Here is a 23,759-nt window from a genome sequence, read left to right as displayed (position 1 = left end):
CAGCTTTGGTCACCGTGCGCCGGCTGACGCCGGAGGACACTGCATCTTCGAGTTCACCCATGGTGCGAACCTCTCCCTGAATCTTCCTTGCATATGGCAGGTGGATGCTTCCCCAGAGAGCAACGAACCCGATGAAGGAAATCCCCAAACTCCCGACCCAGGCGCCAATTCATTGGCTGTTCCGGATGCTACCGTACATGGCGGGTTCGCACGACAGGGGCCCGACGGCTACCGGCTGATGAACACGCCCGAAGACGCCCAGATGAGGAACCCATCAATGCCGAACGGCCCGGCAATCGCGGTCAACGACCTTTCGAAGACTTACCGCATCAGCCACCAGCAGCGCAGCAATCGCGCAACCGAGGCTTTCGTGGACTTCCTGCGGCACCCCTTCCGCCGTGCGGAGGTCGAGCTATTCGATGCATTGCATTCACTGGACTTCGAGATTGCACCCGGTGAGGCAGTCGGCATCATCGGTCGCAACGGCGCGGGCAAGTCGACGCTTCTAAAGCTGCTCACGCGGATCACCGCGCCCAGTACGGGCCGTATCGTTCTGGCCGGCCGCATCGGCAGCCTCCTCGAGGTCGGCACCGGATTCCACCCCGAATTGACCGGGCGGGAGAACATCTTCCTCAACGGCACGCTGCTGGGGATGCGTCGACGGGAGATCATCCGTAGATTCGACGAGATCGTCGACTTCGCCGGAGTGGAGAAGTTCCTCGACACTCCGGTCAAGCGCTACTCATCCGGCATGTACGTGCGGCTGGCGTTCGCTGTCGCCGCTCACCTCGACACGGAGATCCTCGCGATCGACGAAGTGCTCGCCGTCGGCGACGCGGAGTTCCAGCGCAAGTCGATCGCGAAGATGCGCGACGCCGCAGCTGACGGACGCACGGTGCTCTTCGTGAGTCACCAGATGCAGACGGTCATGAGCCTGTGCACATCCGCCCTTTTCCTGCAGGCGGGTCGGCTCAAATTCCAGGGCGACGTCGACTCGGCCATGGCCCGATATCGCGACTCGTTCGATGACTACGTCGTCGCACAACAGGAGGCCACGCGCCGGCCCGGTACGGGCGAGGTCCGTGTCGGAGCCGTCTCGGTCGCCGACACGACACCAGCGGTGACCGACGACAAAGCCATACATATCTCGATTCCCGCGGGCCATCCCGACCTGGCCACCTACTACGTCTCCTGCCACATCTCTGACGCGAACGGCGCGGTCCTCGCCCAGTGCGATTCCCGCCTGTCGGGCACCTGGCTCACGGGTGATCGCTCCCACGACCTCACGCTTTCGATCAAGGATCTGTGGCTGCGGCCCGGGCGGTACTCCGTGGATGTTTTCTTGTGCAGTGCAGGGATCCTCGACGCATGGGAGGGCGCCGCGACTTTCGAAGTCCTGCCAGGACTGCCCTACCCCGAGCACGCGAGCGAAGAAGCATACGCGGCCACGCCGGTGCTCGCCGACTTCACCTACCGCGTCGACCGTCGCCACTGAGACACGAGCCAACCCGCCTGATCTCGCGCGTGGCTGGCCGGCGCGGGGCTGTAGCTGAGCCGGTTCTAGACCCACTTCGCGACGAGTCGCCGCCCACCAGCGAACGGTCGATGACACCTCACTTTCGCCGCTGCGCCAATCGCACGTAGAGATCCTCGTAGGCAGCCGCAGTCGCTTCCCATGTGAAGCTGCGAACGGCCGCGGCCCCTGCCTCACCGACGGCCGAGGCGAAGCGAGGGTCGGCGACCACGCGCTCTAGCGCCGTGCAGATCGACACATCGGAGCCCGGATCCACCAAGATTCCGTCGATCCCGTCGGTGAGGAATTCCGCGGGACCGCCGTTGTTGGTCGCGATGACAGGGATACCGGCGCGCCAGCCCTCGAGCACCGTGATCCCGAACGCCTCGACGCGGCTCGGCACGATCAGGGCGACCGCGCCGGACATGACCGCACCCACCTCGGGACGCGACAGCGCCCCCGGGAACCATACGCGATCGCTCAGGTGCAGGCTTTCGGCAAGACGTTCCAAGCGGTCACGGTCCGGGCCGTCTCCGCCGATGACCAGATCGACCCCGCCATCCGCCGCACTTCCGACGAGCATCGCGTACGCCCGGATCAGTGCATCGAACCCCTTCACCTTCACCAGTCTGCCGACCCCGAGAACGTAAGGCCCCGCCGAGTGGAGCATGGGGGGAGGGTTCCCGACCACCTCGTCAAGCTGGACGCCGTTGGGAACGACCTCCACCCGATCCGCGGCCAGGCCGAAACGCTCGAGATCGCGGGCGGCGTACGACGAGCACGAGGTGACGGCATCCGCGCGTCGGAGCGAGCGGACCAGCGATCGCCGCAGCAGGGCCGACGAATCGAACACCGAGTCCATGAACGTCTCACCGTGGTGGCTGTAGACCACGAGGCTGCGACCGGCGAAATGAGTGGCGTAGACGCCGTTCGGGCCGAAGCAGTGGACGTGCACGATGTCAGGCCGGTCACGGCGAAACGCCTCACGCCAGGCACGACGCGCACCGATGCCGCGCACGACGAACCGCAAGGCACCCCCGAGGGAGCGGTTAGGGAGAGGACAGGGCAGGTAGCGAACCGGGATGCCGCCATCGTCAGCGACGGCGGCATCGCCCTGGTCGACGGTCCAGACGACCACGGAATGCCCGCTCAGAGTCAATCGCCGGGCGACATGCGCGACGTGCTCCTCGACGCCCCCGATGCGCGGCAGATAGGAGCTCGTGACGAGGGCGATGCGCGCCACGGGTCCCCCACTCTCGCGGATCTCGGTCGGCGGTACCCGACGGTGCTGCCGTACTAGCCTAAGACGAAAGGAGGCCGCCATGCCGAGGCTCACCCTGGCGACGACCGCCTCAGCGAATCCGATGGGTGCACAGCGCTACGAGCGCGAGGTCGCCGCGCGCGCGGCCCGTGCTCTACCGCCGAGTTGGGATGTCCGACACGAGACGATCCGGTCTCTACGGTCCGCTCTCGGGGGCACCCGGCGCCTGCCGATGGGGTGGCTCGCCGGATCCTCCGTGAACGCCCGTCGGGCGATCGGGCGCGTCGCGTACGGGTCGCGACCGGGCATCGTTCACCGCATGGACCTCGTGCTGCCCCCAGGACCTGGAGCGAACGTCGTGACACTGCACGACACGGTGGCGTGGCGGTTCCCCGACGAATCCGCTCCGATCACGGCAGCAGCGGAGGAGTTGCGTCGAGCGGATGCCGTGATCTGCGTCTCAGCGTTCACTGCTGAGGATGCCGTGGCATTCCTGGGCTTGCGCGACCCGACCGTCGTCCCCAACGGCGTCGATGAGCGGTTCTTCCGCGCTGTTCCCCTTGCGCCGCACGTCCTCAACGCCTCGGGGATTGAGCAGCCTTACATCTTGCATACGGGCGGTGCGTCCGTGCGCAAGAATCTCGAAGCTCTCGCTGAGTCATGGCCGATCATCCGGGGAAAGTTTCCTGAACTAACCCTCGTGCTTGCCGGACCGCCCCATCCACGACGCACTGCCCTGTTCGGCGCTCTCGATGGCGCACTCATGCTCGGCAAGGTGGCGGACAATCTGATGCCCGGGCTGATCGCCGGAGCCAGCGCGGCGATCATCCCCTCCTTGTACGAAGGATTCGGCCTTCCCGCCATCGAAGCGATGGCGGCGGGGACCCCCGTCGTGGCGGCCGATACGTCCGCCCTGTCGGAGGTGGTCGACGGAGCGGGCCTGCTCGCCGCGCCCACGGCTACCGGAATTGCCGATGCGGTGATTGCCGTGCTCTCAGACTCGGAGGAAGCGGATGTGCTCCGCATCGCCGGTCGCGCGCGTGCTGCGGAGTACACCTGGGAGCACTGCCTGGCCGGTCACTCTCGCGTGTGGGAATCCTTCGGCAGCTGAGCGTCGCCGACAAGCGCGAGCAGGCCGGCGGCCGTCGCACTCCACGTGAAGATCAACGCCCTTTCGGCGCAAGATCGGCGCACTCGCCGTAGACGGGCGGGATCGCTGAGAGCGAAGATCGCCGCCGCGACTTCGGTCGGCGAATCAGCCGGCACTATCATGCCGGCTGATCCGACCACTTCGGGCAGACCGCCTTGATCAGTGGCGATGACGGCGCACCCGGATGCCATCGCCTCGAGCGCCGCGAGTCCGAACGGCTCATGGACGCGGGAGAGAGCGCAGGCGATGTCGTACGTGCGCAACTCTGCGGCGAGCTCGTCGTGCGACACCCACCCCAAGATCCGCCCACCAGCGGACGTGACCGCATCCTGTACTCGGGAGGCGTACTCGTCGACCGATGCCTGATCGAAGCCGAACGTACGCGGTTCGCCGATGACCGTGAGCTCGACATCGAGTCCCTCTGCCCTCAGCTGTGCCACGGCTTCAGCCGCGGCATCCTGTCCCTTGTTCGGATCTATCCGCCCGTGGCAGACCACGCGGAGCGGGCGGCCGGGTGGATCATCGTGAGGCGGGTGGAACAGGTCGGTATCGACGCCATTGTGAATGACGTGGGGTACGCAGGTGCCGCCGGACACGAGTGCGGTCGTGCGTGCCACAGCCTCGCTCACGGCGACGACGAGCACTTCCTGGGGTAGCGTCGGCAGCGCTCGGGCAGCCGCCTCGTGCAGGAAATTGTGGAGCCAGAGGACAACTTGGGCGGACGGATACCGACGCGCGAGACGTGCGGCGGTGACAGGATCATTGGCAACGACGAGTACGTCGCCAGGAGACCCACCCAGGCTTCGGTGGACCGCTGCCCAGTAGGAGGCATAGTCCCATCGCGGGAGGCGACGTGCGCGCGCGAGAGCGCTTCCCAGTTTGCGCGCAGCGACGGAGCGAGAGTACGCCGGACCGAATGCCAGTCGTGACACGGGATGGCCGGTGTAGACCGGATGACCATCGTCGGGCGTGTACACACGACACTTGTGGCCTTCTGCGCTGAGTTCCGCGACGAGTTGCCGCGTGACCGTCGCGATCGCACCCGACCACACGGGCGTGTAGTACTCGTCGATGGGCAGGATGAAGGCGAAGCGCATGGTCAGCTCGGGCTGCGGCGGCGGTCGTCGCGCATGCCGGCGACAGCGGCGGGAAACCCTGCCACGAGTCCCGCGAGTATCGAACCCGATCTCGTGATGCCGCCCACGACGGTCCTGGCAGTGACGGAGGGGGGAACCACGAAGGCCGAGGTCAGTGCCCGAGCGGCGCGTCGGATCTCGCTGACGGCTTCGGTGAGCGCGAGACGGACGTATCGCCGCAGGATCGGTGCGTCGAACCCGTACACCCGGCTGAACAGGACGACCGTGTTGCGGTTGGCGAAATAAACGTATCGACGGTCGAACCTCTTTCCTTTCGCGTATTCGCCGGGAAGGTGGTCGACGATTGCGTCCGGGGTGTAGACGAGTCTTCCGCCGCTCTTGGCAACCCGGAGGGCAAGATCGCTTTCCTCCCGAAGGCATGTTCCCGGATAGCCGCCGCGAATGCCACCGACCTGGTCTATCGCCGCGCGGCGGTAGGACATGTTCGCCCCGAGGAGATGGTCAACGTCGACGTCCCGTCCCGGATCCGCTGCGAAATGGCCGGTCATGCGTCCGTCGGGGAGAAGACACCCGATCGATCCCAACCCCTCCTCGCGTTCGCCGGGGTATCCGTTCAGCGCGCTGCCCCCGACACCGGCGACCGAGCGCTGGTCGTATCGGCGAAGAATCTCGACGAGCCAGTCGGGCCGGGCATTGGCGTCGTCATCGAGGAAGGCGATGATGTCCTCCGAGCACAGCGAGACACCGATCGCTCGCGACTCGGCCGTATGCCCGCGACCCATCGGGTTGCGCACGTAGGTCACCCCGGAAAACTCCTGTAGCGCGTCCCGAGTCTGATCGCCCTCCGATGAATCCACAACGACGATGCGCTGTGGAATTCGGATCTGACGCATGAGGTGCCGCACGCAGTCGACGACCCGGTCGGGGCGGTTGTACGTCGGTATGACGACGGCGGTGGTCAGCACGTCTCGAATCCCCGTCCTCTGGAACGGGATCCATCATCGCAGGCCTCCGAAACGTTCGTGACCAAGTTCAGCTCGGCCCGTCCTCGATAAGGGCCTGCATCCGCTGCCACGTCGCGTGCCAGGTGAGCTCCTTCGCGCGACGGCGCGCCTCGTCGCCCAGCTTGATCCGCGACTGTCTGTCTCGGAGCAGCGGCCTGAGGATACCTGCCAGCGCGCGGGCGTCCTCGCGCGCGAAGAGCGCACCGGTGCCCGCGAGGACTTCCGGCGCGCCGCCGGTGGCGCTGGCGATGACGGCTTGGCCACTCGCCATCCCCTCGAGTAACGCCAACCCGAACGGCTCGTCCCAGCGCGAGGGGAAGACGTGGATGTCCGAGGACGCGAGGGCGGCGGGCACTGCCGCGCGCCCGAGATGCCCGAGGTTCGTCACACGGACACCGTGATCGCCGAGGGCGACGATCTGTTGCTCCACAGCTCTGATGTATGGGTTCGAGTTCCTCTCCCCCCAGTTGGTGTCGCCGATGATCTGCACGGTGAACGCCACGTCGCTGCCGGCGAGCATCATCGCAGCATCCAGCAGAACGTCCAGGCCCTTCTCGACGGCGATCCTGCCGAGGAATCCCACCGTGGGCACCCGCTCGGGACGCTCGGCCGGCGCGAACTCCGCCGAATCGACCCCATTGAGATTGACCCGCACCCGCCCGGGCGACATTCCGTATGCATGCTCGACCGCGCGGGCGAGGTAGGCGCTCACGGCCATCGACGTGATCCCGGTATCCGCAGCAAAGTGCCGTCGGAAGCGATCCGATGTCAACTCGAGGTTGTGGAACCAGTGGATGACGTGCATGGCCGGAAACCGCCGCCGCAGTCGAACGGCGATCTCAGGATCGTTGTTGACGATCACCGTGCGCGGGCGAATCGTTCTGAGGATCCGCTCGACATCTGACGAGTACGTCCACTGATCGGGACGCGCCCATCCGTTCACCCTTCGCCTTGCGCGCGATACCGTCATCCCGGCGCGAGTTCGCAACGGCCTGATCGCGGGGACCTCATACAGAGACGGCCAGGGGTCGGGGTTGGCACCAGTGGCGTGGCGGCGCGTGATGATCTTGGGCTCGACACCCCCCGCGGCCGCCTCCGCAGTTACAGCCCTGATGCACGTCGCGATCGCTCCGCTATGGCTGCTCGTGTACGTCTCGCGACTGTTGTTGATGAAGACAAGCGATGTGCTCAGGACTCCCCCCTCCAGCGATGACGTCCTGGCCCGAGGTGAGCCGGTCGGTACCACGAGTGGTCTCGGCGGGCCCAGCCGATCGCGACGGCCAGCACGGGATGCCTGGTCCTCCACCGCCAGTCCTTCAGCCAGGATGTGTATGTGTCGCTGTGCCCGGACCATGCCGCTTTCCGCACCATGTATTCGTCATCCCGAACCCAGCTGTAGTGAAGGATGGCCTGGTCCGGGCGCACCACCCGATGAACGACCACATCCCGAGCGTGCGCGGGATCGGTGTTCGTCGGCGACATGTCCACACGCAGCATCGGCAGCGCAGCCTGCCGACAGTGCACGAGTGTCACGTGTGGCCTGATGACGACAGGTCCGGGGTATCCAGCTCTGCGCCTCCACAGCGCACGGGTGCTCTCCAGCATCCACCCGGACGGACTGCGCGCGTAGAGATAGCGTGCGGGGTATTCGACGGCGTCGCAGCCCCGCACTTCCGCCTCATCGATCGCGTCGAGCAGAGCCCCGGCGTCCAGGACGACCTCATCGGTGTCGAGCTGAATCACCCAGTCCGCACCGTCTGAGGCCTGGTCGAGTGCGATCTGGCGCTGCGCGGTATCGTTCTCAAGAGCCGTGCGTTCCGAATGGAAGAATCGGCCCGGCCGGAAATCGAGCTTGCCGTCACGGTCGATCGCACGCAGCCGATCCAGGCATTCCTCCACGGGAAGCGGCGTTCCGGTCCAGGACCGACCGTCTTCGTCATACGAAACGACGATCCTCCCGACGAGGTCGTAGTAGCTCTCGACGCTGTCCTCAAGCCACCATGGATCCGCAGCGAGGACGTATGCATTGATCCGCCGCCCTGCCCTGCGTTCGGTGCGTCCGCTCATCCGGAGCCCTGTGTCAGGAGCGGCGGGCACGGACGCGCTTGGCTTCTGCGCCTCCGTCGTTGTCGTTCGAAGGATCACCGAACACACCATCCAGGTCGATCGGTGCGGCCTGGTACGGAACTTCGTCCGCGTTCTCGAGCTTGGACGCGCTGCCGTATTCTCGCCGGTACTCGTACGAATACGGCGACGAGTCGAGGCCGCGCAGAGGCACTTTGTTCAGCACGATTCCGAGCGCGCGCCCGCGCGCCTTCTCCAGAGTGTCCAGCGCTTTGTCGACCAAGTCGTAGGTCGTCTTGCCGATGCTGACCACCAGCAGCGCCCCATCGGCCTGATGTGTGAGCACTGCTCCATCGGTGACCGGGAGCAAAGGGGGTGCATCGACGATCACGGTGGCATGTGAGGCCAGATCCGCCAGGAGGGCGTTCATGCGCTCCGACCCCAGGATCTCGCTGGGGTTGGGCGGAATGCTCCCGGCGGCCAGGACCAGGAGGTTGGGCGAGCGCGGCGTTCGCTGCAACACGTCGCTCAGCGTCGCGCGGGCGGAGAGCACATCGGTCAGGCCGGCGCCACCCGGGAGTCCCATCGTCTTGGCCACCATGGATCGGCGCAGATCTCCGTCTATCAGGACCACCGTCCGGCCGCTCGCCGCGAGAGTCAGGGCGAGGTTGCAGGCGATCGTCGATTTGCCGTCGCCCGGCAGCGGACTCGTGACGACGATCGTCCGAGGCGGATGGTCGACGTCCATGAACTGGAGGTTCGTCCGAAGTGCGCGAAGCGACTCCGCCACGGCGAAACCGCCGCCCTTCTGCTTGCCGGCACTCGCCTCCAACAGTCGACTCTCTGCGTTGAGACCGTCAGTGATCGGGATGCTTCCGACCACCGCAACGCCCGTCTTCGACTCGACATCGTCTCCCGCCCGAACACGACGGTCCGACACCGTCCGGATCAGAGCGAACGCGATTCCGAATCCGAGTCCGAGGATTCCACCCACGAGCAGAGCAGTCTGGACATTCGGGAAGATGGGGTCGCTCGGCAGCGAGGCTGCATCTCCAGGGATGATCGTGACGGGCGATGAGCCCGGCGTGCCGTCGCCCTCCAGATTGTCGATCGCCGTGGACATCGATCGAATCCACGTCTCGGCGAGATCACGGGCTTCGATCGGAGACGGGCCGGTGGCCGTGACGCGCAGGATGACGGTGTCAGGGGTGTTCGTGACGGCGACTCGGGTCACGAGTGCCTCGGGGGTGGTGTCCAGACCCAGTTCATCTATCGTCTGCTCGGCGACCACTCGCCAGCCGCCGATATCGAGGTACGACGCCACCTTCGAGCGAGCGAGGGAATCTCCCGCGATCGACGTCCCGACGTCCTCCGCCTGGCGCGAGGCGACGAAGCCACTTGCGGATGCCTCATAGACAGGGGTCTGCAGCAGCGTCCACCCGTAGCCGACGCCGATTCCGAGGACGACCATGAGCACGATCGCAATCCAATGCCGGCGTAGACCGCGAAGGTAGTCACGCAGTTCCATGTCGCCCCCGGACGTGTCTCAACCCCGGGATCGCCGGATCGGCACCCCCGCAAGTGTTCCCATGCTATGTCAACGCACGTCCAGCGCGAGCTGCCTGCCGGGGAGCGAACCCCGTGCCCGGCGCCGCAGCGGGGGATGGAGGGTGGGACTCCGCGAGCGCTTTGGCGCCGAGGCAGATCCCGGCGATGACGAACGGGATCGACACCTGCGCGGCGATCCAGAAGAGGTCGAACTGGCCCTGGACGAGCCGACTGATCACGACGGCCAGAGCGAGGGTGCCGTATCTGGGATCCACATGCCAGAGGACGAAGACGATCCCGACCCACATCACGACGAAACCGATCAGTCCGAAGATCCCCGCCGACGCGAGCACCTCCAACTCCGCCTGCGGCGGTTGGTAGGGCGCAGTGGTGTCGTTGTACCAATACCGCAGGCCGTGGCCGAACACGGGCGCGAGCTTCCACAGCGCGTACACCTCTCGCACCCACTGCACCCGCTGGAAGACCGAGTTGAACTGGTTCTGCGACTCCACCTGATCGATGACCATCGCGATCACCAGCCAGGCTCCCGGAATGATCAGAAGAAGGACTAGACGCGAGTGCTCTCCGCTGCCACGACGCAGCGCGAGGAGGAGGATGGCGACGATGAGTCCGATGATCGCCTGTCGCGACTGTGTCATCACGATCCCGATGATCAACAGCCAGAAGGCCGCGCGCGCCCAGTTCTTCGACCAGGCCATCCAGGCCGGATTGGCGTACGCGACCACTGCGGCGAATGCCATCGCCGTGCCGGCGAAATTCTTGTGCATGGGCAGCGGCACCGCGGGATAAACGGCACTGAAGTTCCCCGACGCGTATTGCAGGACACCGGTGACAAGAGTTCCCAGCGCGATCACGCACGCTGTCGCAATGATCAACAAGAGAGCCAGCCGCGCGTGGCCGCCGCGACCCAGAGCCCAGCCGACGACCAAAGCCCCGGAAACGAGCAGCCAAGCGTGGAACCACTCGACGGTGTTCGCCACGTAAGGGTTGACGATGACCGTAAAGAGAGTCGTGAACTGATAGACGAGATTCAGCCACAGCAGCTGCCGCAGTGCACGGCTGTAGGGGCGTGTGCCGAGAAGCACCGCCGTGCCGAACGCCGCGGCGAGCACGACATCGGACACCGACAACTCGAGGCCGCCGAGGCCGACACGCTCGACGACGAACAAAGCCGGCATGGACATCAGAGCGATCGCCATCGGCTTGTTCTGAGTAACGGCCGCGCCGATGACGAGCAGAGCGATCGCAGCGGCGGAGAACACACCGTTCTCGATCCCCTGGTTGAGGATGACATACACCGAGACCGCTGCGCCGGCGGCGAGAAGCACCCACCGCCAAAGATTCCCCCACCATTCCGCCACTCGCGCACGCCACACCTCGGCGCGGGCAGCGGTCTGCATCATGGGGTTCTCCTGCGACAGTCGATCAAGTATCGCAGGCTCGTCACGGCACCCTCACGAGCAGCCCGAGCGCGATCAACCCCGCGATGAATCGCTCCACGTCTTCAGCGACATCAGCCCCTGGAGGATCGAAGTCGGCGCGGGCACGATCCGCCAGGGTCTCGGCCGCACCTTCCACAGCCAGCCGGAATATTGAGGCCGCGATGTCGTCGAGGACCGCGATCGGTCCGTCCGGGAGCGGGGCGAGGTACACGGTCAAACCCTCGTCGATGACTGCGACGCCCGGCGCGAGCTCGAGGCGACTCATCGAGCACCTCGATGTCGACCCACGACGCGACTGGTCTCGACGATCATCCGACGCGGTCGATCGAGGAACGCGGCGACGATCTCGAGCCGCGTCGGCACCCGCCCGAGCTCGATCGTCAGATGCTCGACGTTGACCATCGGCGCGCGGAGCGCGATTCTCATGGCTTGGCTCCACGACGGCGCGCTCCGGATCCGCGCCCACCATTCGGCCGTGCGGGGCCCGCCCTCAGAGATCACCTTCCACAAGCGGTAGTCCCGCGCGCCCTTCCAGCGCTCGAGCTCACCCGTCGCAGCAGCGAAGGCCACCTGGGCCTGCCAGTCACGGACGAGCTCCTGGACCTGATCCCGGTGGTCCGACGCGGCATCCGTCCAACTCCGCGCCAGATCAGCATCATCGCCGGCACCTCTGGCCAAATTGAGAACGAGAAGCGCAGCCTGAGCGGCGATGTCGGGGACTTCGCAGCCGACACCTGCAAACGACACTGTGCGGCGGTCCGTCCACATGCGCTGGAAGGCGACCTCGGGATCAGCACGGATGCCCGGGAACCACCGGTGTAGGTCGAGATACCCCCACGAATCGTGGAGATAGGTCTGTGCATGCTCGAAGGGGGATCCGTAGACGAACGTGCTGTAAAGCCGCCAGCCGTGGGAACGCAGTGCACCATCGAGAGCCGCGACATGTGCGGGGCGCACGAGGATGTCTACATCCGTCCCTGAGGATTCGATCGGCCGGAGTGCGGGATCTGCGGCGTTGCCTTTGATGTGCAGCACATCGACGCCCACAGCGTCCGCGACGACTTGGACAGCCGCGCGCCCGAAGCGCAGACGGATGCGAAGCGGGACGGGTACGCGAGACGGGTTCTCCACGACCACCTACTGCAGCGCGCTCGTGAGCCGCGCGAGGTTGTCCAGCACCGTCGAGCGCAGCGGCTGCTTCTCCCATTCCTCGAGGGTCAGCTGTCGGCTGAGCGCACGGTACTGCGCCTCCACGTCGCGCATCTCGCGCACGAACTCCTCGCCGCGCACGAGCATCGAGATCTCCATGTTGAGACCGAACGAGCGCATGTCCATGTTGCTGGAACCGATGATGGCGACCTCGTCGTCGATCGTCATCGACTTGCTGTGCAGGATGTAGGGCTTGCGGTACATCCAGATCTGCACGCCGGCGCGCAGCAAGGCCTCGTAGTAACTGCGCTGCGCGTGATAGACCATCGCCTGGTCGCCCTCCTCGGAGACGAAGAGCTCGACGTGGATGCCGCGCTGGCAGGCCGTCGTGATCGCCAGGAGCAGCGCCTCATCCGGAACGAAGTACGGACTGACGATGATGATCTTGCGCTGGGCGGCGTAGAGCAGCCCGGCGAACAGCTTGAGATTGTTCTGGAACTCGAAGCCGGGTCCGGACGGGATGATCTGGCAGTCGAGGTCGCCCGGTCCGCTCTTGACGTCGAACAGGTCGATCTCGTCCGTGAGCACCTCGTCCGTCTCGCTGAACCAGTCCGAGAGGAACACCGCGTTGACGGACGCCACGACGGGTCCCTCGATCCGCGCCATGAGGTCCACCCAGTGCAGGCCCCGCTTGATGTTCTTGCTCAGGTTGTACGTCGAATCGGTCACGTTCTGCGAGCCGGTGAACGCGACCCGGCCGTCCACGACGAGGAGCTTGCGGTGATTGCGCAGGTCGGGGCGCTGGTATCTCCCCTTGAGAGGTTGGACCGGCAGCATGAGGTGCCACTGGGCACCCATGGCGTCCAGGCGCTTGAGGGTCTTCTTGTAGAACGGCTTGCCGCGGTTCGCCCAATGGTCCAGCAGCACGCGGACCGTCACTCCGCGCGCGGCGACTTCCTCCATCGCCCGGAAGAGATTGTCGGTCGACTCATCGGACTGCAGGATGTAGAACTCCACGTGGATGTAGCGCTCCGCCTCTCGGATGGCATCCGCCATCGCATCCAGACTCTGCTGATACTCCGAGATCAGGTGGGCCGAGTTGTCGCCGGCGAGCGGCATCGCGCCCAGGTTGCGGTTGAGCGTCACGAGCGACGTGAACCACCCCGGCGCATTCGGCCGGAGGGTGCCGAAATCGAGGTGCTCGCTAGTCTCCTGGATGTAGGAGTTGATCTGCTCCTGCTTGCGGCGCCGCTTCCGAGGCAGCCGCGGGTTGCCGATCAGGAGGAACAGCAGAACACCGACGAACGGGATGAAGTAGATCGCCAGAAGCCAGGCGGTCGCGGCCGTCGGCCGGCGGTTGCGCGGCACGATGATGATCGCGGCGACACGGATGACCAGGTCGGTGATGAAGACGAGGATGAGCCACCACGTCGCATCGAACGTGACAGTGATCACTCGGCCTCCCCGTGGACCCTCTCAGCTTACGGGGCGAACACTCAGCGCTCGGAAGTCGCAGGCTCCGGGGGCAGACCGCGCTTGGCGCGTTCCTCCGCCTCGATGCGGGCGTACACGCGCCGCTCGGTCCGGTCGGCACGCAGGATGCTGCGGAGGATGAAGAAGAACAGTCCGCTCACGACGACCGTCGGCAGCAGCGACCAGAACACGGCCACCCAGTAGTCATCCATACCCTCCAGGATACGCCCATCCACTTCTCCCCAACCCGGCTCGGGGGCCGACCTTTCCCCAGCTTCGGAGAGCGGCCGTTCGGGGATCCGCGGATCGGCGAGGGTCATCGCATGACCACGATCGTCAAGGCCGCGAGCGCGGCGCAATTCCTGTCCCTCATTCCGAAGATGCTCGGCTACCTCCCGACGCAGAGCCTCGTCCTCGTTCCCTTCTCCGGCAAGCGCAGCATCGGAGCGATGCGCTTCGACCTGCCTTCCGACGCCGATGCGGAAGACATCGCCCGCGTCGCGGCGACCTTCATCGGCATGGTGTGCCGGCTGCCCGAAGCCGACGCCGTCGCCGCGATCGCCTACACGGACGAGTATTTCGCCGGCCGGGGACTGCCGCACGCGGATCTGTTCGACGCGCTCGAGGACCGCGCCGACGCGTGCGGTCTGCGCATGAACGACGCGTTGAGCGTGGCCGCCGACGGATGGGGTTCGCACTTCGATCCCGCGTGCCCTGCGGGCGGGCGCCCGCTGGCGGAGCTGGCCGCCGAGCCCCGCGGCGCCGAGGACCTGACCGTCATCGACGGCGATCAGGCCTCCGGTGCGGAGCTCCCGCGCGTCGACCTCGCCGAGAAGGAGCGCACCGCGCGAGCGTTGGCATCCCTGGACGCCGCGGCGCGCCTGCTGTGCGGCCAGGGCGAGCCCCTCGCAGAGGACCACGCTCGGGTCGATCCGCAGGCGCTCGCCGCGGCGTGCGTGCTGGATGACTTGCCGACGCTGTTCGAGGAGGCGCTCGACTGGGATGCGGAGAGTCTCGCCCCGTTCGATGCTGCGGCTCTGGCCTGGTGTCTCATGCGCCCGGCGCTGCGCGACATCGCCCTCGTGCAGTGGTGCCGGGGGATGAACGCCGGGGATGAGGCCTTCGATGCTCAGCTGCGCTGGGAAGCCGGGAAGGAGTACCCCGCACACCTGGCGATGCAGATGTGGGGAGAGGGCGAACGGCCGGATCCCGACCGACTCCTCGCGGCGCTCACCCTCTTGCGGCGTATCGCGGCGGCGGTTCCGCGCGACGCGCGCGCCGGCGTGCTCGCCACGTGCGGATGGCTCGCATGGGCGCTCGGCAGGTCGACCCACGCCGAGCGGTACGCGGTCCTCGCGTGCGAGATCGAACCCGAGCACGGACTTTCCGAGATCGTGCGATCGTTCGTGCACGCCGGGCACCTGCCGGACTGGGCGTTCAGGCGCCGGTGATGGCGACGCCACTGTCCCTGGTGCGCACCCTCGCTTCAAGGATCACGGAGACGACGAGCGCGATCATCGTGAGCGCCATGACGGTGGCGTAGCCCACTGTCGACATCGTGGTGAAGGTGTCGCCGGACCACTGGACACGCGCGCTCGCGACCCACCACAGGATCCAGATCGCAAGTGTCACGACGTTGACACTTCGGCGAGGCCTGCTCATGAACCGAGCGAATCGAACCCAGAGTATCGGCAGACCGAGGATGAGGTAGACGCTGTGCGTCACCGGCAGCAGAAGCACCACGGCGAGGGTCACATGCCAGAGCGACAACAGATCGTCACCGGGCCACAGCAGCGCGACAATGAGCGCGCTCACGATCACGAGGATGCTCACAATCGTCAGGGCGATCGCAAGTGCGGGAAAGGTCGGCGGCGCGCTCACCACTCCCTTGCCTCCGCCGAAAATCTGCTCACCCATGCTCAGCACGTTGAAGTGGATGAGGCCGGGTTGGCTGCGTGCGCGGAGCACCGCATCCGCCCAGGCTGAAATGGCTTCGGGGCCCCAGATGACGATGATGACGACGAGAGCGACCGAACCCGTGACGAAAGCCGCGATGAGCGTCGTCCACCGCTTGGACGCCCCTCGCCGAAACATCCAGATTCCGACAATCATCGGCCAGGTCTTCATCAGCGCGGCAATCGCGATCCCCGCTCCCGTCGCAACCGCGTTGCGTCGGCTCGCTGCGAATCCCGCGCCGCAGAGTGCAACCATGACATAGAGGTCGGTCTGCCCTGATCCGAGCATCAGCGTCGTGAGCCAGTTCCACATCAGCGTGATGACTGCGACGGCCGCAATGCATGGTCGTTGCCATGGGCGTAGTTGATGCCAAATGGTCGCTGTGAAGAGGGCGATCGCGCCGACAGCCGCACCGAGACTCAAAATCGTCCACACCGTGATCGGCTCCGGGAAGCCGAGAGTCGCCCCGACAAGAACTGCGATTATCGGCGAGTAGACGTATCCGTCAACGTCGTACGGCGACCGTCCGTCGGTTACCGCAAGGCCAGCCGGAAGAAAGTAGTTGGTGAAATCGAACCAGGTGCCGTCAGCGATCGCCGACCGGTACCTTGCGACGATCAGCGCAACTGAAATCAGTGCTGCCAGCACCCATAGCAGGACCACGGACACTCGCGTCACTGTGGCAAGACTCATCCTGCTCATCGCTTACCCGCTTGGCTTCTCGCGGCGAGAGCGGTGCGTGTGATCGCCCTCAAGGTCGAAGCGACGCACGGCATCCGCTCACTTGACCAGCGGGAAGAGGATCGTCTCGCGGATGCCGAGCCCCGTGACGGCCATGAGCAGGCGATCGATCCCCATGCCGAGCCCGCCCGAGGGCGGCATCCCGTGCTCGAGGGCACGCAGGAACTCCTCGTCGATGCGCATCGCCTCGAGGTCGCCGCGGGCGGCGAGCTTGGCCTGCTCGGTGAACCGCTCACGCTGGATCACCGGGTCCACGAGCTCGGAGTACCCGGTCGCGAGCTCGAATCCGCGGACGTACAGATCCCACTTCTCGACGACGCCCGCGATCGAGCGATGCTCGCGGACGAGGGGGCTCGTGTCGACCGGGAAGTCCATCACGAACGTCGGTCGGACCAGCCCACCCTTGACGAAGTGCTCCCAGAGTTCTTCGACGAGCTTGCCGTGGGTCGCGAGCGGCGGCTCTTCGACACCGGCGGACGCTGCCAACGACCGGAGATCCTCGAGCGAGGTCTGCGGCGTGACCTCGACGCCCGCGGCGGCGGAGAGGGAGTCGTACATCGAGAGTCGGTCCCAACGGCCGCCGAGGTCGTACTCTGTGCCGTCCGCCCACGTCACGGTCGTGGATCCGGCCACGGCGAGCGCGGCGTTCTGGACGAGGTCCTGCGTCAGGTCGGCGATCCCGTTGTAGTCCGAATAGGCCTCGTAGGACTCGAGCATCGCGAATTCGGGGCTGTGCGTGGAGTCGGCGCCTTCGTTGCGGAAGTTGCGGTTGATCTCGAACACGCGCTCGAGACCCCCGACGACGGCCCGCTTGAGGAAGAGCTCGGGTGCGATGCGCAGGTAGAGGTCGGTGTCGAACGCATTGGAGTGCGTGATGAACGGGCGGGCCGATGCGCCGCCGTGCTGCACCTGCAGCATGGGAGTCTCGACTTCGATGTACCCGCGGTCGGCGAACGTCTGGCGCAGCGAGGCATTGACCTTCGCCCGCGCGCGGACGGTCTGCCGAGCCTGATCGCGCACGATCAGGTCGAGGTACCGGCTGCGGACCCGGCTCTCCTCCGAGAGCTCGCCGTACATGTTCGGCAGCGGCAGGATCGCCTTCGCGGCGACCTTCCATTCGGCGACCATGATCGACAGCTCGCCGCGGCGGCTCGAGATCACCTCACCGGACACGTACACGTGATCGCCGAGGTCGACGATCTCCTTCCACTGCGCGAGGGACTCCTCACCGACGGCGGCCAGCGACACCATGGCCTGGATGCGGCTGCCATCGCCCGACTGGAGCGTCGCGAAGCACAGCTTGCCGGTGTTGCGGCTGAACACGACGCGGCCCGCGACCGCAGCGGTCACGCCGGTCTCCTCGCCCGCCTCCAGGTCGGCGTACCGCTCGCGCAGGGCCGGGATCGTGTCCGTGATCGGGAGCGAGACCGGGTACGCGCCGCCGGCGGCATCCTCGCGGTCCGCGATGAGTCGCTCCCGCTTGGCGAGCCGCACCGCCTTCTGCTCGAAGATGTCCTCTTCGGTCGGCTCGGGGGCGTCGGCGGGCGCGGGCGTGTCGCTCATCTGTTCTCGGGGCTCCTCGGAAAGTCGGGCCCAAGTCTATCTGCGCCGCTCTGTGCGGTCAGGGCTCGAGGGATCCCGGGGCCCCCGACCCGGCATCCGAGAGCGCTTGATCGACCGCCGAATGCACGAGCGCCGACAGGTAGCGGCCGGGCTCGGGCACGCCGGCACCCGCGAGCAGATCGGTGGACTGCCGCACGATCGAGCGCGAGAACTCTGTGGCGGTGGCGAGCGCCTCGGCGTACGCCGGCCGAGCCTCCTCGGCGACGACGACCGGTTCGCAGCCGAGCTCCACCGCGAGCGCCTGGGCGATCGGCAGCACCGCGGCAGGCGCGGTCACGGCGGCGTAGGCGTGGGCGAGCTGGCGCAGATCCATCGACGTGCCGGTGAAGGTGACGGCGGGGTGCACGGCCAGCGGGATCGAGCCACGGGCGGATGCCGGACCCAGGACACCGGTGCCGTACGCCGGATCGGTGTGCAGGACCAGCTGCCCGGACTGCCACGCGCCCAACTCGGCGAGTCCGGACACGAGCCCGGGGAGCTCATCGTGCGGCACGGCGATCACCACGAGCTCACTGCGGCGGACGACCTCCAGGGCATCGAACCTGGGGACGCCGGGGAGGACGGCCTCCGCGCGCTCCTCATCCGCGCCGCGGGTGATGCCGACGATCGCGTGTCCGGCGCCCCCGAGCGCGGCGCCGATCACGGGACCCACGCGACCGGCGCCGATGACGCCGACCCCGAGCCGACCGTCCCGCCTCACCGCGGCACCTCCAGCGGATCCGTCCTCGGGTCCATCCCCGCGCCGCCCTCGGGGTCCGATGCCTCTCCCTGCGCCCACCGGTGGGTGTGATCCCGCGCGGCCGCGTGGATCACCGCCGCTTCGGCGGTCTCGAACAGCTCGAGCGCGGCATCCCGATCGATGATCCCCAGCCGTCCCGAGACGCGCCCCGCGATCGTGTGGGCGCGCACGCTCGCGACGCGCAACGCCCGGTCGAGCGGGCCCTGCTCGAGCCCGATGCTCTGCAGGCGGGCGAGCGGGAACACCGCGAGCGTGCGCCAGATCGCCCCACGGCGCATCAGGAGGACGTCGGGTGACAGCTGGAAGCCGTTGCGGCGCCAGGAAAGGAGCCGCAGCAGTCGCGCGCGGCGCGGCGTGTTCGTGTACGGGTCGGATTCGCGCGGACCGAGGAGTCCGTGCTCGAAGACGAGGGGCCACTCCGCCTCGGGGAGGTCGGGCAGCAGAAGCCGCAGCACCCGCTCGACGTCGGAGCGCGTGCCGACCGGCAGCACCGTCGTGAACTGGTCGGTGGTCCCGTCCGACAAGCCCCGCCCGGACAGTCGGTTGACTGTGATCGCCCACCAGCCGAACGGGCGCCACAGCAGCGACTGCTGCACCTCGATCGCGTGCACGCGCCCGGGCGGCAGGATCTCGGTGATCGTGGTGAAGAGGCCGAACGTGATGCGCACCCCCGAGGGGGTCGGGGCGATCGAATACCGCAGCGATCGTGTGATCGTCCGCACCCAGTAGGCCCCGAATCCGAGGAGCGCGGGAATGAGGGTGAACAGCACCCACGGCGTCCCCGCGATCGATCCCACGACGATCGCCACGGTGATCGCGACTAGCCACAGCGTGGAGGAGCTCAGCAGACGCGAGGCGATGAGCCGGCCGACGGGGATGTGGACGACCGACTCGGGCTCGCTCACGGGCTCTTCCGCGCCCTCGATGAGTCCGGTGATCCCGGCGCTCACCACGGATGCCGCCGCCGCGCGCCGCGAGACGATTCCAGGATCCACCCGTTCGGCCCGCGCCTGCCGGCTTCCGGAGGCGAGCCGCAGGATGTCCGCGCGCACAGCCTCCGCGTTGCCCGTCGACAGATATTCGAGCTTCACGTTCGCGTCCAGTCCGGCGCCGACGACCTCGAGCTTGGCCATGCCGACGAGCCGGGCGAGCATGGGCCGGGTCAGATTGACGCCCTGCACCCGATCCAGCGGCGCGCGACGATGGGTGCGGAACAGCACGCCGCTGCGCACTTCGACGTCGTCGCCGGTGATCCGGAACGTGTGGAAGCGCCACGAGAGGTAGAAGAGCCCGATCAGCACCGCGAGGATGCCGAGGAGGGCGAGGCCCGCGACCAGGTAGAGGTTGTTCGCGATGATGAAGTCGACGGGGTCGCCGCCGGACTCGAATTCGCGGATGTCGCGATCGATGTCGTCGTCGAACCACGGCAGGAAGAGGAAGACGAGCCGGTCGCGCAGGTTCGCGATCACGATGCCCGCGACCACGACGAGGAACAGCCCACCCCGGAAGAGCGGGGTGAGCGGATGCAGGCGGTGCCACTCCCCGTCCGTGAGGGTCGGTGCCGCCACGGCCCGCGGCGCGTCCGGTTCGGTCACAGGCCCGTCCGGCGCGACTCGGCGACGTCCACGAGCGTGTCGCGCAGCTGTTCGGCGGCGGCTTGCGTCAACCCCGGGATGACGACGCCGGTCGAGGCCGCCGCCGTCACGAGCTTGAGCTGCGCGATTCCGAAGCCTCGATCGAGCGGTCCGTGCGTGATGTCGACGAGCTGCATGCGGCCGTAGGGGACGGCCACGACGCGCTGCCACAGGATCCCGCGACGGAACACGAGATCGTCGCGGCGCAGCTGGTAGCCGTACGCCCGGGCCTGCCGCGGGGTGATCGCCATCGTCCAGATCAGGATCACCAGGAACACGCCGGCAGGGATCCACACCCAGAGCTGGTGCCACAGCAGGCTGGCGGCGATCGCAGCGGCGGCGACGACGAGCACCGCGACGCCGGTGGAGATCAGCTGCACCCACACGTACTGCCGGGCCAGCTGGTGCCAGGTGCCGTCGCCGAGCGGCAGCCGCCCCGCCGCACGGGGTTCGCGGATCGCGTCGTACGTGTCGCGATCGAGGACGGATGCCGTCGCCTGGCCCTCCGCCGGGGCGGACGGCGAGCGATCAGCGGTGGTCGGGGGAGGCATCGAGTCCGGGCTGTTCGTCATCGTCGTCCTTCCGGATCGTGCAGAGGTGCTCCGCGTACAGGCCGGCCGCCACGAGGGCCGCACCGCACACCGCGGTCGCGATGACGGCGCCCATCGAGCCTACCGACGGCGGGACGGGCCGGGTCAGCAGGAAGATCGCGAGACCGCCGGCGAGACCCGTCACCACGGCGCCGACGATGCTCGACGCTTTCGCGAGCATCGCGATCCGCAGCGCCCAGAACGGGTTCACCGGGGCCTTGAGTGTGCCCTTGGTCGCCCGGCGGATCGGCAGGGCAAGTGCGATCACGACCGCGCCGAGGAGCACGAGGAAGATCGGCAGGGTGACGGAGGGTGTGAAGGTCGCCCGACCGCCCGCCGTCAGAGCCTGATCGAGCAGGAATCCCGCGGCGACGCCGAGGGCGGCGGAGACGAGGAGAAGACCGGCGCCGGTGCGCTTCACGCGGTGCTCCGCAGCTGGGCGAGCAGGTCCTCCACGCGCCCGGCGCCGGGGATCTCGGCATCCGGATCGAGGGACAGCCACGGCACCAGGACGAAGTCGCGCTCAGCGGCGCGCGGGTGCGGCAGGGTGAGGTGGGCGTCGCGGCTGACCACGTCGCCGTACGCGATGAGATCGAGATCGAGTGTCCGGTCGCCCCACCGCTCGCGACGCTCGCGGCCGTGCCTGGTCTCGATCGCCTGCAGGAAGGCCAGCAGCACCGACGGCGCGAGCCGGGTCTGCACGAGCGCGACCGCGTTCAGATACGCGGGGCGCTCGGCGTCGGGTCCGTCGGGCGTGACCGCGACGGACTCCACCGGTGCCGAGGCGCGGACGTCGTCCACGAGGGGCAGCCGCTGCAGTTCGGCGAGCGCGGCGTCGAGGGTCGCGACGCGGTCGCCGAGGTTGGACCCCAGCGCGACGACGGCTCGGACCGGCGGGCGCGGAACGTTCTCGTGCTCGGAGTCGAATCCGTGAGCGAGTCGTCGGTTCATGCGGGCTCCTCGGGAGCGGGGGTGAACAGGGTGCCGCGACGGATCGTGACCGACACGTCGGAGAAGGTGAGCGGGATGGGCGCCTGCGGCTTGTGGACGGTGACCGCGACCATTCGGACGCCGGCGAATGTGAGAACCGCATCCGCGATGCGCTGCGCGAGGGTCTCGAGGAGGTTCACCGGCTCACCGGCGACGATCGCGGCGATGCGCTCGGCCACCTCTCCGTAGTGGACCGTGTCGGCGACGTCGTCGCTCGCGGCGGCCGCGGCGGTGTCGACGTACAGCCGGGCGTCGACGATGAATTCCTGGCCATCGCGGCGCTCATGGTCGAAGACTCCGTGGTGTCCGAAGACCCGGAGGCCGGTCAGCGCGATCTCGTCGACGTGGTCCATCGTCCCTCCCCCTTCCAGAGGTCGGCGATGCGGAGGGCGTCCCGGGTGGCGGCGACGTCGTGGACGCGAACGCCCCACGCCCCTGCCTGGGCGGACAGCACGCTCGTGACGGCCGTGGCGAGGTCGCGCCGGGCTGTCGTCACGTTCGGGTCGTCCGTCGTGCCGTCCGTGGCGAGGGCCTCGGCGAGGAAGCGCTTGCGGCTCGCTCCGACGAGCACGCGGTGACCCAGCCCGACGATGCGCGGCAGCGCGCGCAGCGCCTCCCAATTCTGGCCGCCCTTCTTGCCAAAGCCGATGCCCGGGTCGACGACGAGGCGTCCCGGTGGGATGCCGGCCTCGGCGGCGGCCGCGACGCGCTCGGTGAGTTCGCCCAGCACGTCCCGCACGACGTCGTCGTATTGGGCGCGCGCGTACATATCGGCGGACGGGCCGCGCCAGTGACCGATGATCGCCTCGGCGCCCGATTCGGCGATCGCGGGGAGCATGTCGGGGTCCGCGAGACCCCCCGAGACGTCGTTGACGTAACGGGCCCCGGCGGCCACCGCCGCGCGTGCGGTGGACGCGTTCATCGTGTCGACGCTCACGCGGGCGCCGGCCTCCGTCAGAGCCTGGATCACCGGAAGCACGCGCTCCTGCTCTGTGCGCGGTGCGACGCGCTCCGCACCCGGGCGGGTGGACTCGCCGCCCACGTCCAGGATGTCGGCGCCTTCGGCACGCAGCCACAGTCCGTGGGCGATCGCCGCGTCCGCGTCGAGGTAGCGGCCGCCGTCGCTGAACGAATCGGGCGTCACGTTGACGATCCCCATGATGAGGGTGGTCATGCGCGGCTGCTCCCGAGAAGCGCGATGAGCTCGCCGCGCGCAGCCGGGTCGGCCAACTCGCCCCGCGCGGCGATCGTCAGGGTCCGCGCCTCGGGCTGACGCTCGCCGCGCATCGTCACGCACTCGTGCGCGGCATCCAGCACGACGAGCACGCCGCGTGTGTCCAGCGACGCGGCGATCGTGTCGGCGATCTGCTCGCCGAGCCGCTCCTGCACCTGCGGACGCGAGGCGAGGATCTCGACGACCTTCGGCAGGGCGCCGAGCCCGACGACCTGCTCGCCGGGCAGATACGCGATGTGCGCGCGTCCGCGGAACGGGAGCAGATGGTGCTCGCATATTGAGCGGAAGGCGATGTCTCGCAGCATGACCGCTCCCGACGGGAGGGTCTCGGGAGCCGGCCCCCGGGTCACCGAGATGGTGTGCGCGAGCGGGGCGGCGGCATCCTGCCCGACCCCCGAGAAGAACTCGGCGTACGCGTCGGCGACGCGCCCCGGCGTCAGCCGGAGACCCGGACGCTCGGGGTCTTCTCCGATCGCCGCCAGCAGCTCTCGGACGAGCGCGGCGACGCGCTCACGGTCGACGGCCACGGG

General features: G+C 67.7%; 24 protein-coding genes. 3 read left to right on the top strand and 21 right to left on the bottom strand.

What is annotated here, in order from left to right; genetic code table 11:
* The first annotated feature begins 277 nt into the window (after nt 1-277).
* Nucleotides 278-1,495, top strand: coding sequence for a polysaccharide ABC transporter ATP-binding protein (locus tag AB0P18_RS03445; protein ID WP_363358937.1), 1,218 nt, complete (start codon nt 278-280; stop codon nt 1,493-1,495).
* 118 nt (nt 1,496-1,613) lie between these two features.
* On the opposite strand, the gene AB0P18_RS03440 is transcribed toward AB0P18_RS03445, so the two are convergent.
* Complete coding sequence (locus AB0P18_RS03440; RefSeq protein ID WP_363358936.1) at nt 1,614-2,756, bottom strand: glycosyltransferase family 4 protein; 1,143 nt, start codon at nt 2,754-2,756, stop codon at nt 1,614-1,616.
* Between AB0P18_RS03440 and AB0P18_RS03435 the strand changes: the two genes are divergently transcribed.
* Nucleotides 2,746-3,885: a glycosyltransferase family 1 protein gene (locus AB0P18_RS03435; RefSeq protein ID WP_363359106.1), complete on the top strand. Its 1,140-nt coding sequence runs from the start codon at nt 2,746-2,748 to the stop codon at nt 3,883-3,885. The genes AB0P18_RS03440 and AB0P18_RS03435 overlap by 11 nt on opposite strands.
* Here AB0P18_RS03435 and AB0P18_RS03430 read toward each other — a convergent pair.
* The 10 genes from AB0P18_RS03430 to AB0P18_RS03385 all read right to left on the bottom strand — a co-directional run bounded on the left by AB0P18_RS03430 (nt 3,852) and on the right by AB0P18_RS03385 (nt 13,934).
* The gene (locus AB0P18_RS03430) at nt 3,852-5,021 is read right to left on the bottom strand and encodes a glycosyltransferase family 4 protein (RefSeq protein ID WP_363358935.1); all 1,170 of its coding nucleotides are present in this window, start codon (nt 5,019-5,021) and stop codon (nt 3,852-3,854) included. The two genes, AB0P18_RS03435 and AB0P18_RS03430, sit on opposite strands and share 34 nt — an antisense overlap.
* A 2-nt stretch (nt 5,022-5,023) precedes the next feature.
* Nucleotides 5,024-5,986, bottom strand: a complete 963-nt coding sequence (locus tag AB0P18_RS03425; protein ID WP_363358934.1) for a glycosyltransferase family 2 protein — start codon at nt 5,984-5,986, stop codon at nt 5,024-5,026.
* 67 nt (nt 5,987-6,053) lie between these two features.
* Entirely contained in the window at nt 6,054-7,271 is a 1,218-nt protein-coding gene (locus AB0P18_RS03420; protein WP_363359105.1) for a glycosyltransferase family 4 protein, read from the bottom strand.
* Nucleotides 7,214-8,092, bottom strand: a complete 879-nt coding sequence (locus AB0P18_RS03415; protein WP_363358933.1) for a hypothetical protein — start codon at nt 8,090-8,092, stop codon at nt 7,214-7,216. Before AB0P18_RS03415 ends, AB0P18_RS03420 begins: the two co-directional genes overlap by 58 nt.
* Before the next feature lie 13 nt (nt 8,093-8,105).
* Nucleotides 8,106-9,617, bottom strand: a complete 1,512-nt coding sequence (locus tag AB0P18_RS03410) for a polysaccharide biosynthesis tyrosine autokinase (RefSeq protein WP_363358932.1) — start codon at nt 9,615-9,617, stop codon at nt 8,106-8,108.
* Nucleotides 9,618-9,681: 64 nt separating this feature from the next.
* A complete protein-coding gene (locus AB0P18_RS03405; RefSeq protein ID WP_363358931.1) occupies nt 9,682-11,061 on the bottom strand; it encodes an O-antigen ligase family protein in 1,380 nt (459 codons plus the stop codon).
* Between the two features lie 40 nt (nt 11,062-11,101).
* The gene (locus AB0P18_RS03400; protein ID WP_363358930.1) at nt 11,102-11,365 is read right to left on the bottom strand and encodes a PqqD family peptide modification chaperone; all 264 of its coding nucleotides are present in this window, start codon (nt 11,363-11,365) and stop codon (nt 11,102-11,104) included.
* Complete coding sequence (locus tag AB0P18_RS03395; protein ID WP_363358929.1) at nt 11,362-12,231, bottom strand: nucleotidyltransferase family protein; 870 nt, start codon at nt 12,229-12,231, stop codon at nt 11,362-11,364. Before AB0P18_RS03395 ends, AB0P18_RS03400 begins: the two co-directional genes overlap by 4 nt.
* A 6-nt stretch (nt 12,232-12,237) precedes the next feature.
* Nucleotides 12,238-13,704: a cardiolipin synthase gene (gene cls, locus AB0P18_RS03390; protein ID WP_363358928.1), complete on the bottom strand. Its 1,467-nt coding sequence runs from the start codon at nt 13,702-13,704 to the stop codon at nt 12,238-12,240.
* A gap of 41 nt (nt 13,705-13,745) precedes the next feature.
* A complete protein-coding gene (locus tag AB0P18_RS03385; protein WP_344051345.1) occupies nt 13,746-13,934 on the bottom strand; it encodes a hypothetical protein in 189 nt (62 codons plus the stop codon).
* Nucleotides 13,935-14,045: 111 nt separating this feature from the next.
* Between AB0P18_RS03385 and AB0P18_RS03380 the strand changes: the two genes are divergently transcribed.
* On the top strand, nt 14,046-15,173 hold the full coding sequence (locus AB0P18_RS03380) for a DUF4192 family protein (protein WP_363358927.1): 1,128 nt from the start codon (nt 14,046-14,048) through the stop codon (nt 15,171-15,173).
* Here the strand turns inward: AB0P18_RS03380 and AB0P18_RS03375 are convergent.
* The 10 genes from AB0P18_RS03375 to folE all read right to left on the bottom strand — a co-directional run bounded on the left by AB0P18_RS03375 (nt 15,160) and on the right by folE (nt 23,756).
* Entirely contained in the window at nt 15,160-16,347 is a 1,188-nt protein-coding gene (locus tag AB0P18_RS03375) for a glycosyltransferase family 87 protein (protein WP_363358926.1), read from the bottom strand. The two genes, AB0P18_RS03380 and AB0P18_RS03375, sit on opposite strands and share 14 nt — an antisense overlap.
* Before the next feature lie 111 nt (nt 16,348-16,458).
* Nucleotides 16,459-17,982: a lysine--tRNA ligase gene (gene lysS / locus AB0P18_RS03370; protein WP_344051342.1), complete on the bottom strand. Its 1,524-nt coding sequence runs from the start codon at nt 17,980-17,982 to the stop codon at nt 16,459-16,461.
* 58 nt (nt 17,983-18,040) lie between these two features.
* On the bottom strand, nt 18,041-18,742 hold the full coding sequence (locus AB0P18_RS03365) for a DUF2520 domain-containing protein (RefSeq protein WP_363358925.1): 702 nt from the start codon (nt 18,740-18,742) through the stop codon (nt 18,041-18,043).
* A complete protein-coding gene (locus AB0P18_RS03360; RefSeq protein WP_363358924.1) occupies nt 18,739-20,376 on the bottom strand; it encodes a PH domain-containing protein in 1,638 nt (545 codons plus the stop codon). The genes AB0P18_RS03365 and AB0P18_RS03360 overlap by 4 nt, the downstream gene beginning before the upstream one ends.
* On the bottom strand, nt 20,373-20,987 hold the full coding sequence (locus tag AB0P18_RS03355) for a PH domain-containing protein (RefSeq protein ID WP_363358923.1): 615 nt from the start codon (nt 20,985-20,987) through the stop codon (nt 20,373-20,375). Before AB0P18_RS03355 ends, AB0P18_RS03360 begins: the two co-directional genes overlap by 4 nt.
* Nucleotides 20,944-21,426: a DUF3180 domain-containing protein gene (locus AB0P18_RS03350; protein WP_344051333.1), complete on the bottom strand. Its 483-nt coding sequence runs from the start codon at nt 21,424-21,426 to the stop codon at nt 20,944-20,946. The genes AB0P18_RS03355 and AB0P18_RS03350 overlap by 44 nt, the downstream gene beginning before the upstream one ends.
* Nucleotides 21,423-21,956, bottom strand: a complete 534-nt coding sequence (folK, locus tag AB0P18_RS03345) for a 2-amino-4-hydroxy-6-hydroxymethyldihydropteridine diphosphokinase (RefSeq protein ID WP_363358922.1) — start codon at nt 21,954-21,956, stop codon at nt 21,423-21,425. The genes AB0P18_RS03350 and folK overlap by 4 nt, the downstream gene beginning before the upstream one ends.
* Nucleotides 21,953-22,348, bottom strand: a complete 396-nt coding sequence (gene folB, locus AB0P18_RS03340; RefSeq protein WP_363358921.1) for a dihydroneopterin aldolase — start codon at nt 22,346-22,348, stop codon at nt 21,953-21,955. The genes folK and folB overlap by 4 nt, the downstream gene beginning before the upstream one ends.
* The gene (gene folP / locus AB0P18_RS03335) at nt 22,321-23,169 is read right to left on the bottom strand and encodes a dihydropteroate synthase (RefSeq protein ID WP_363358920.1); all 849 of its coding nucleotides are present in this window, start codon (nt 23,167-23,169) and stop codon (nt 22,321-22,323) included. Before folP ends, folB begins: the two co-directional genes overlap by 28 nt.
* The gene (gene folE / locus AB0P18_RS03330; protein WP_344051326.1) at nt 23,166-23,756 is read right to left on the bottom strand and encodes a GTP cyclohydrolase I; all 591 of its coding nucleotides are present in this window, start codon (nt 23,754-23,756) and stop codon (nt 23,166-23,168) included. The genes folP and folE overlap by 4 nt, the downstream gene beginning before the upstream one ends.
* Nucleotides 23,757-23,759 lie beyond the last annotated feature (3 nt).

Origin of the sequence: Microbacterium sp. NPDC064584 (assembly GCF_040687315.1) — a bacterium.
Classification (GTDB): domain Bacteria; phylum Actinomycetota; class Actinomycetes; order Actinomycetales; family Microbacteriaceae; genus Microbacterium; species Microbacterium lacus.
This window is presented reverse-complemented; position numbering and strand designations above follow the sequence as displayed.

Coding starts and splice junctions, on each gene's coding strand:
- folK (WP_363358922.1), bottom strand. CDS start 21,956: ATGAACCGACGACTCGCTCACGGATTCGACTCCGAGCACGAGAACGTT.
- AB0P18_RS03415 (WP_363358933.1), bottom strand. CDS start 8,092: ATGAGCGGACGCACCGAACGCAGGGCAGGGCGGCGGATCAATGCATAC.
- AB0P18_RS03445 (WP_363358937.1), top strand. CDS start 278: ATGCCGAACGGCCCGGCAATCGCGGTCAACGACCTTTCGAAGACTTAC.
- AB0P18_RS03385 (WP_344051345.1), bottom strand. CDS start 13,934: ATGGATGACTACTGGGTGGCCGTGTTCTGGTCGCTGCTGCCGACGGTC.
- folP (WP_363358920.1), bottom strand. CDS start 23,169: ATGACCACCCTCATCATGGGGATCGTCAACGTGACGCCCGATTCGTTC.
- AB0P18_RS03430 (WP_363358935.1), bottom strand. CDS start 5,021: ATGCGCTTCGCCTTCATCCTGCCCATCGACGAGTACTACACGCCCGTG.
- lysS (WP_344051342.1), bottom strand. CDS start 17,982: ATGAGCGACACGCCCGCGCCCGCCGACGCCCCCGAGCCGACCGAAGAG.
- AB0P18_RS03355 (WP_363358923.1), bottom strand. CDS start 20,987: ATGACGAACAGCCCGGACTCGATGCCTCCCCCGACCACCGCTGATCGC.
- AB0P18_RS03380 (WP_363358927.1), top strand. CDS start 14,046: ATGACCACGATCGTCAAGGCCGCGAGCGCGGCGCAATTCCTGTCCCTC.
- AB0P18_RS03400 (WP_363358930.1), bottom strand. CDS start 11,365: ATGAGTCGCCTCGAGCTCGCGCCGGGCGTCGCAGTCATCGACGAGGGT.
- AB0P18_RS03405 (WP_363358931.1), bottom strand. CDS start 11,061: ATGATGCAGACCGCTGCCCGCGCCGAGGTGTGGCGTGCGCGAGTGGCG.
- folB (WP_363358921.1), bottom strand. CDS start 22,348: ATGGACCACGTCGACGAGATCGCGCTGACCGGCCTCCGGGTCTTCGGA.
- AB0P18_RS03410 (WP_363358932.1), bottom strand. CDS start 9,617: ATGGAACTGCGTGACTACCTTCGCGGTCTACGCCGGCATTGGATTGCG.
- AB0P18_RS03435 (WP_363359106.1), top strand. CDS start 2,746: ATGCGCGCCACGGGTCCCCCACTCTCGCGGATCTCGGTCGGCGGTACC.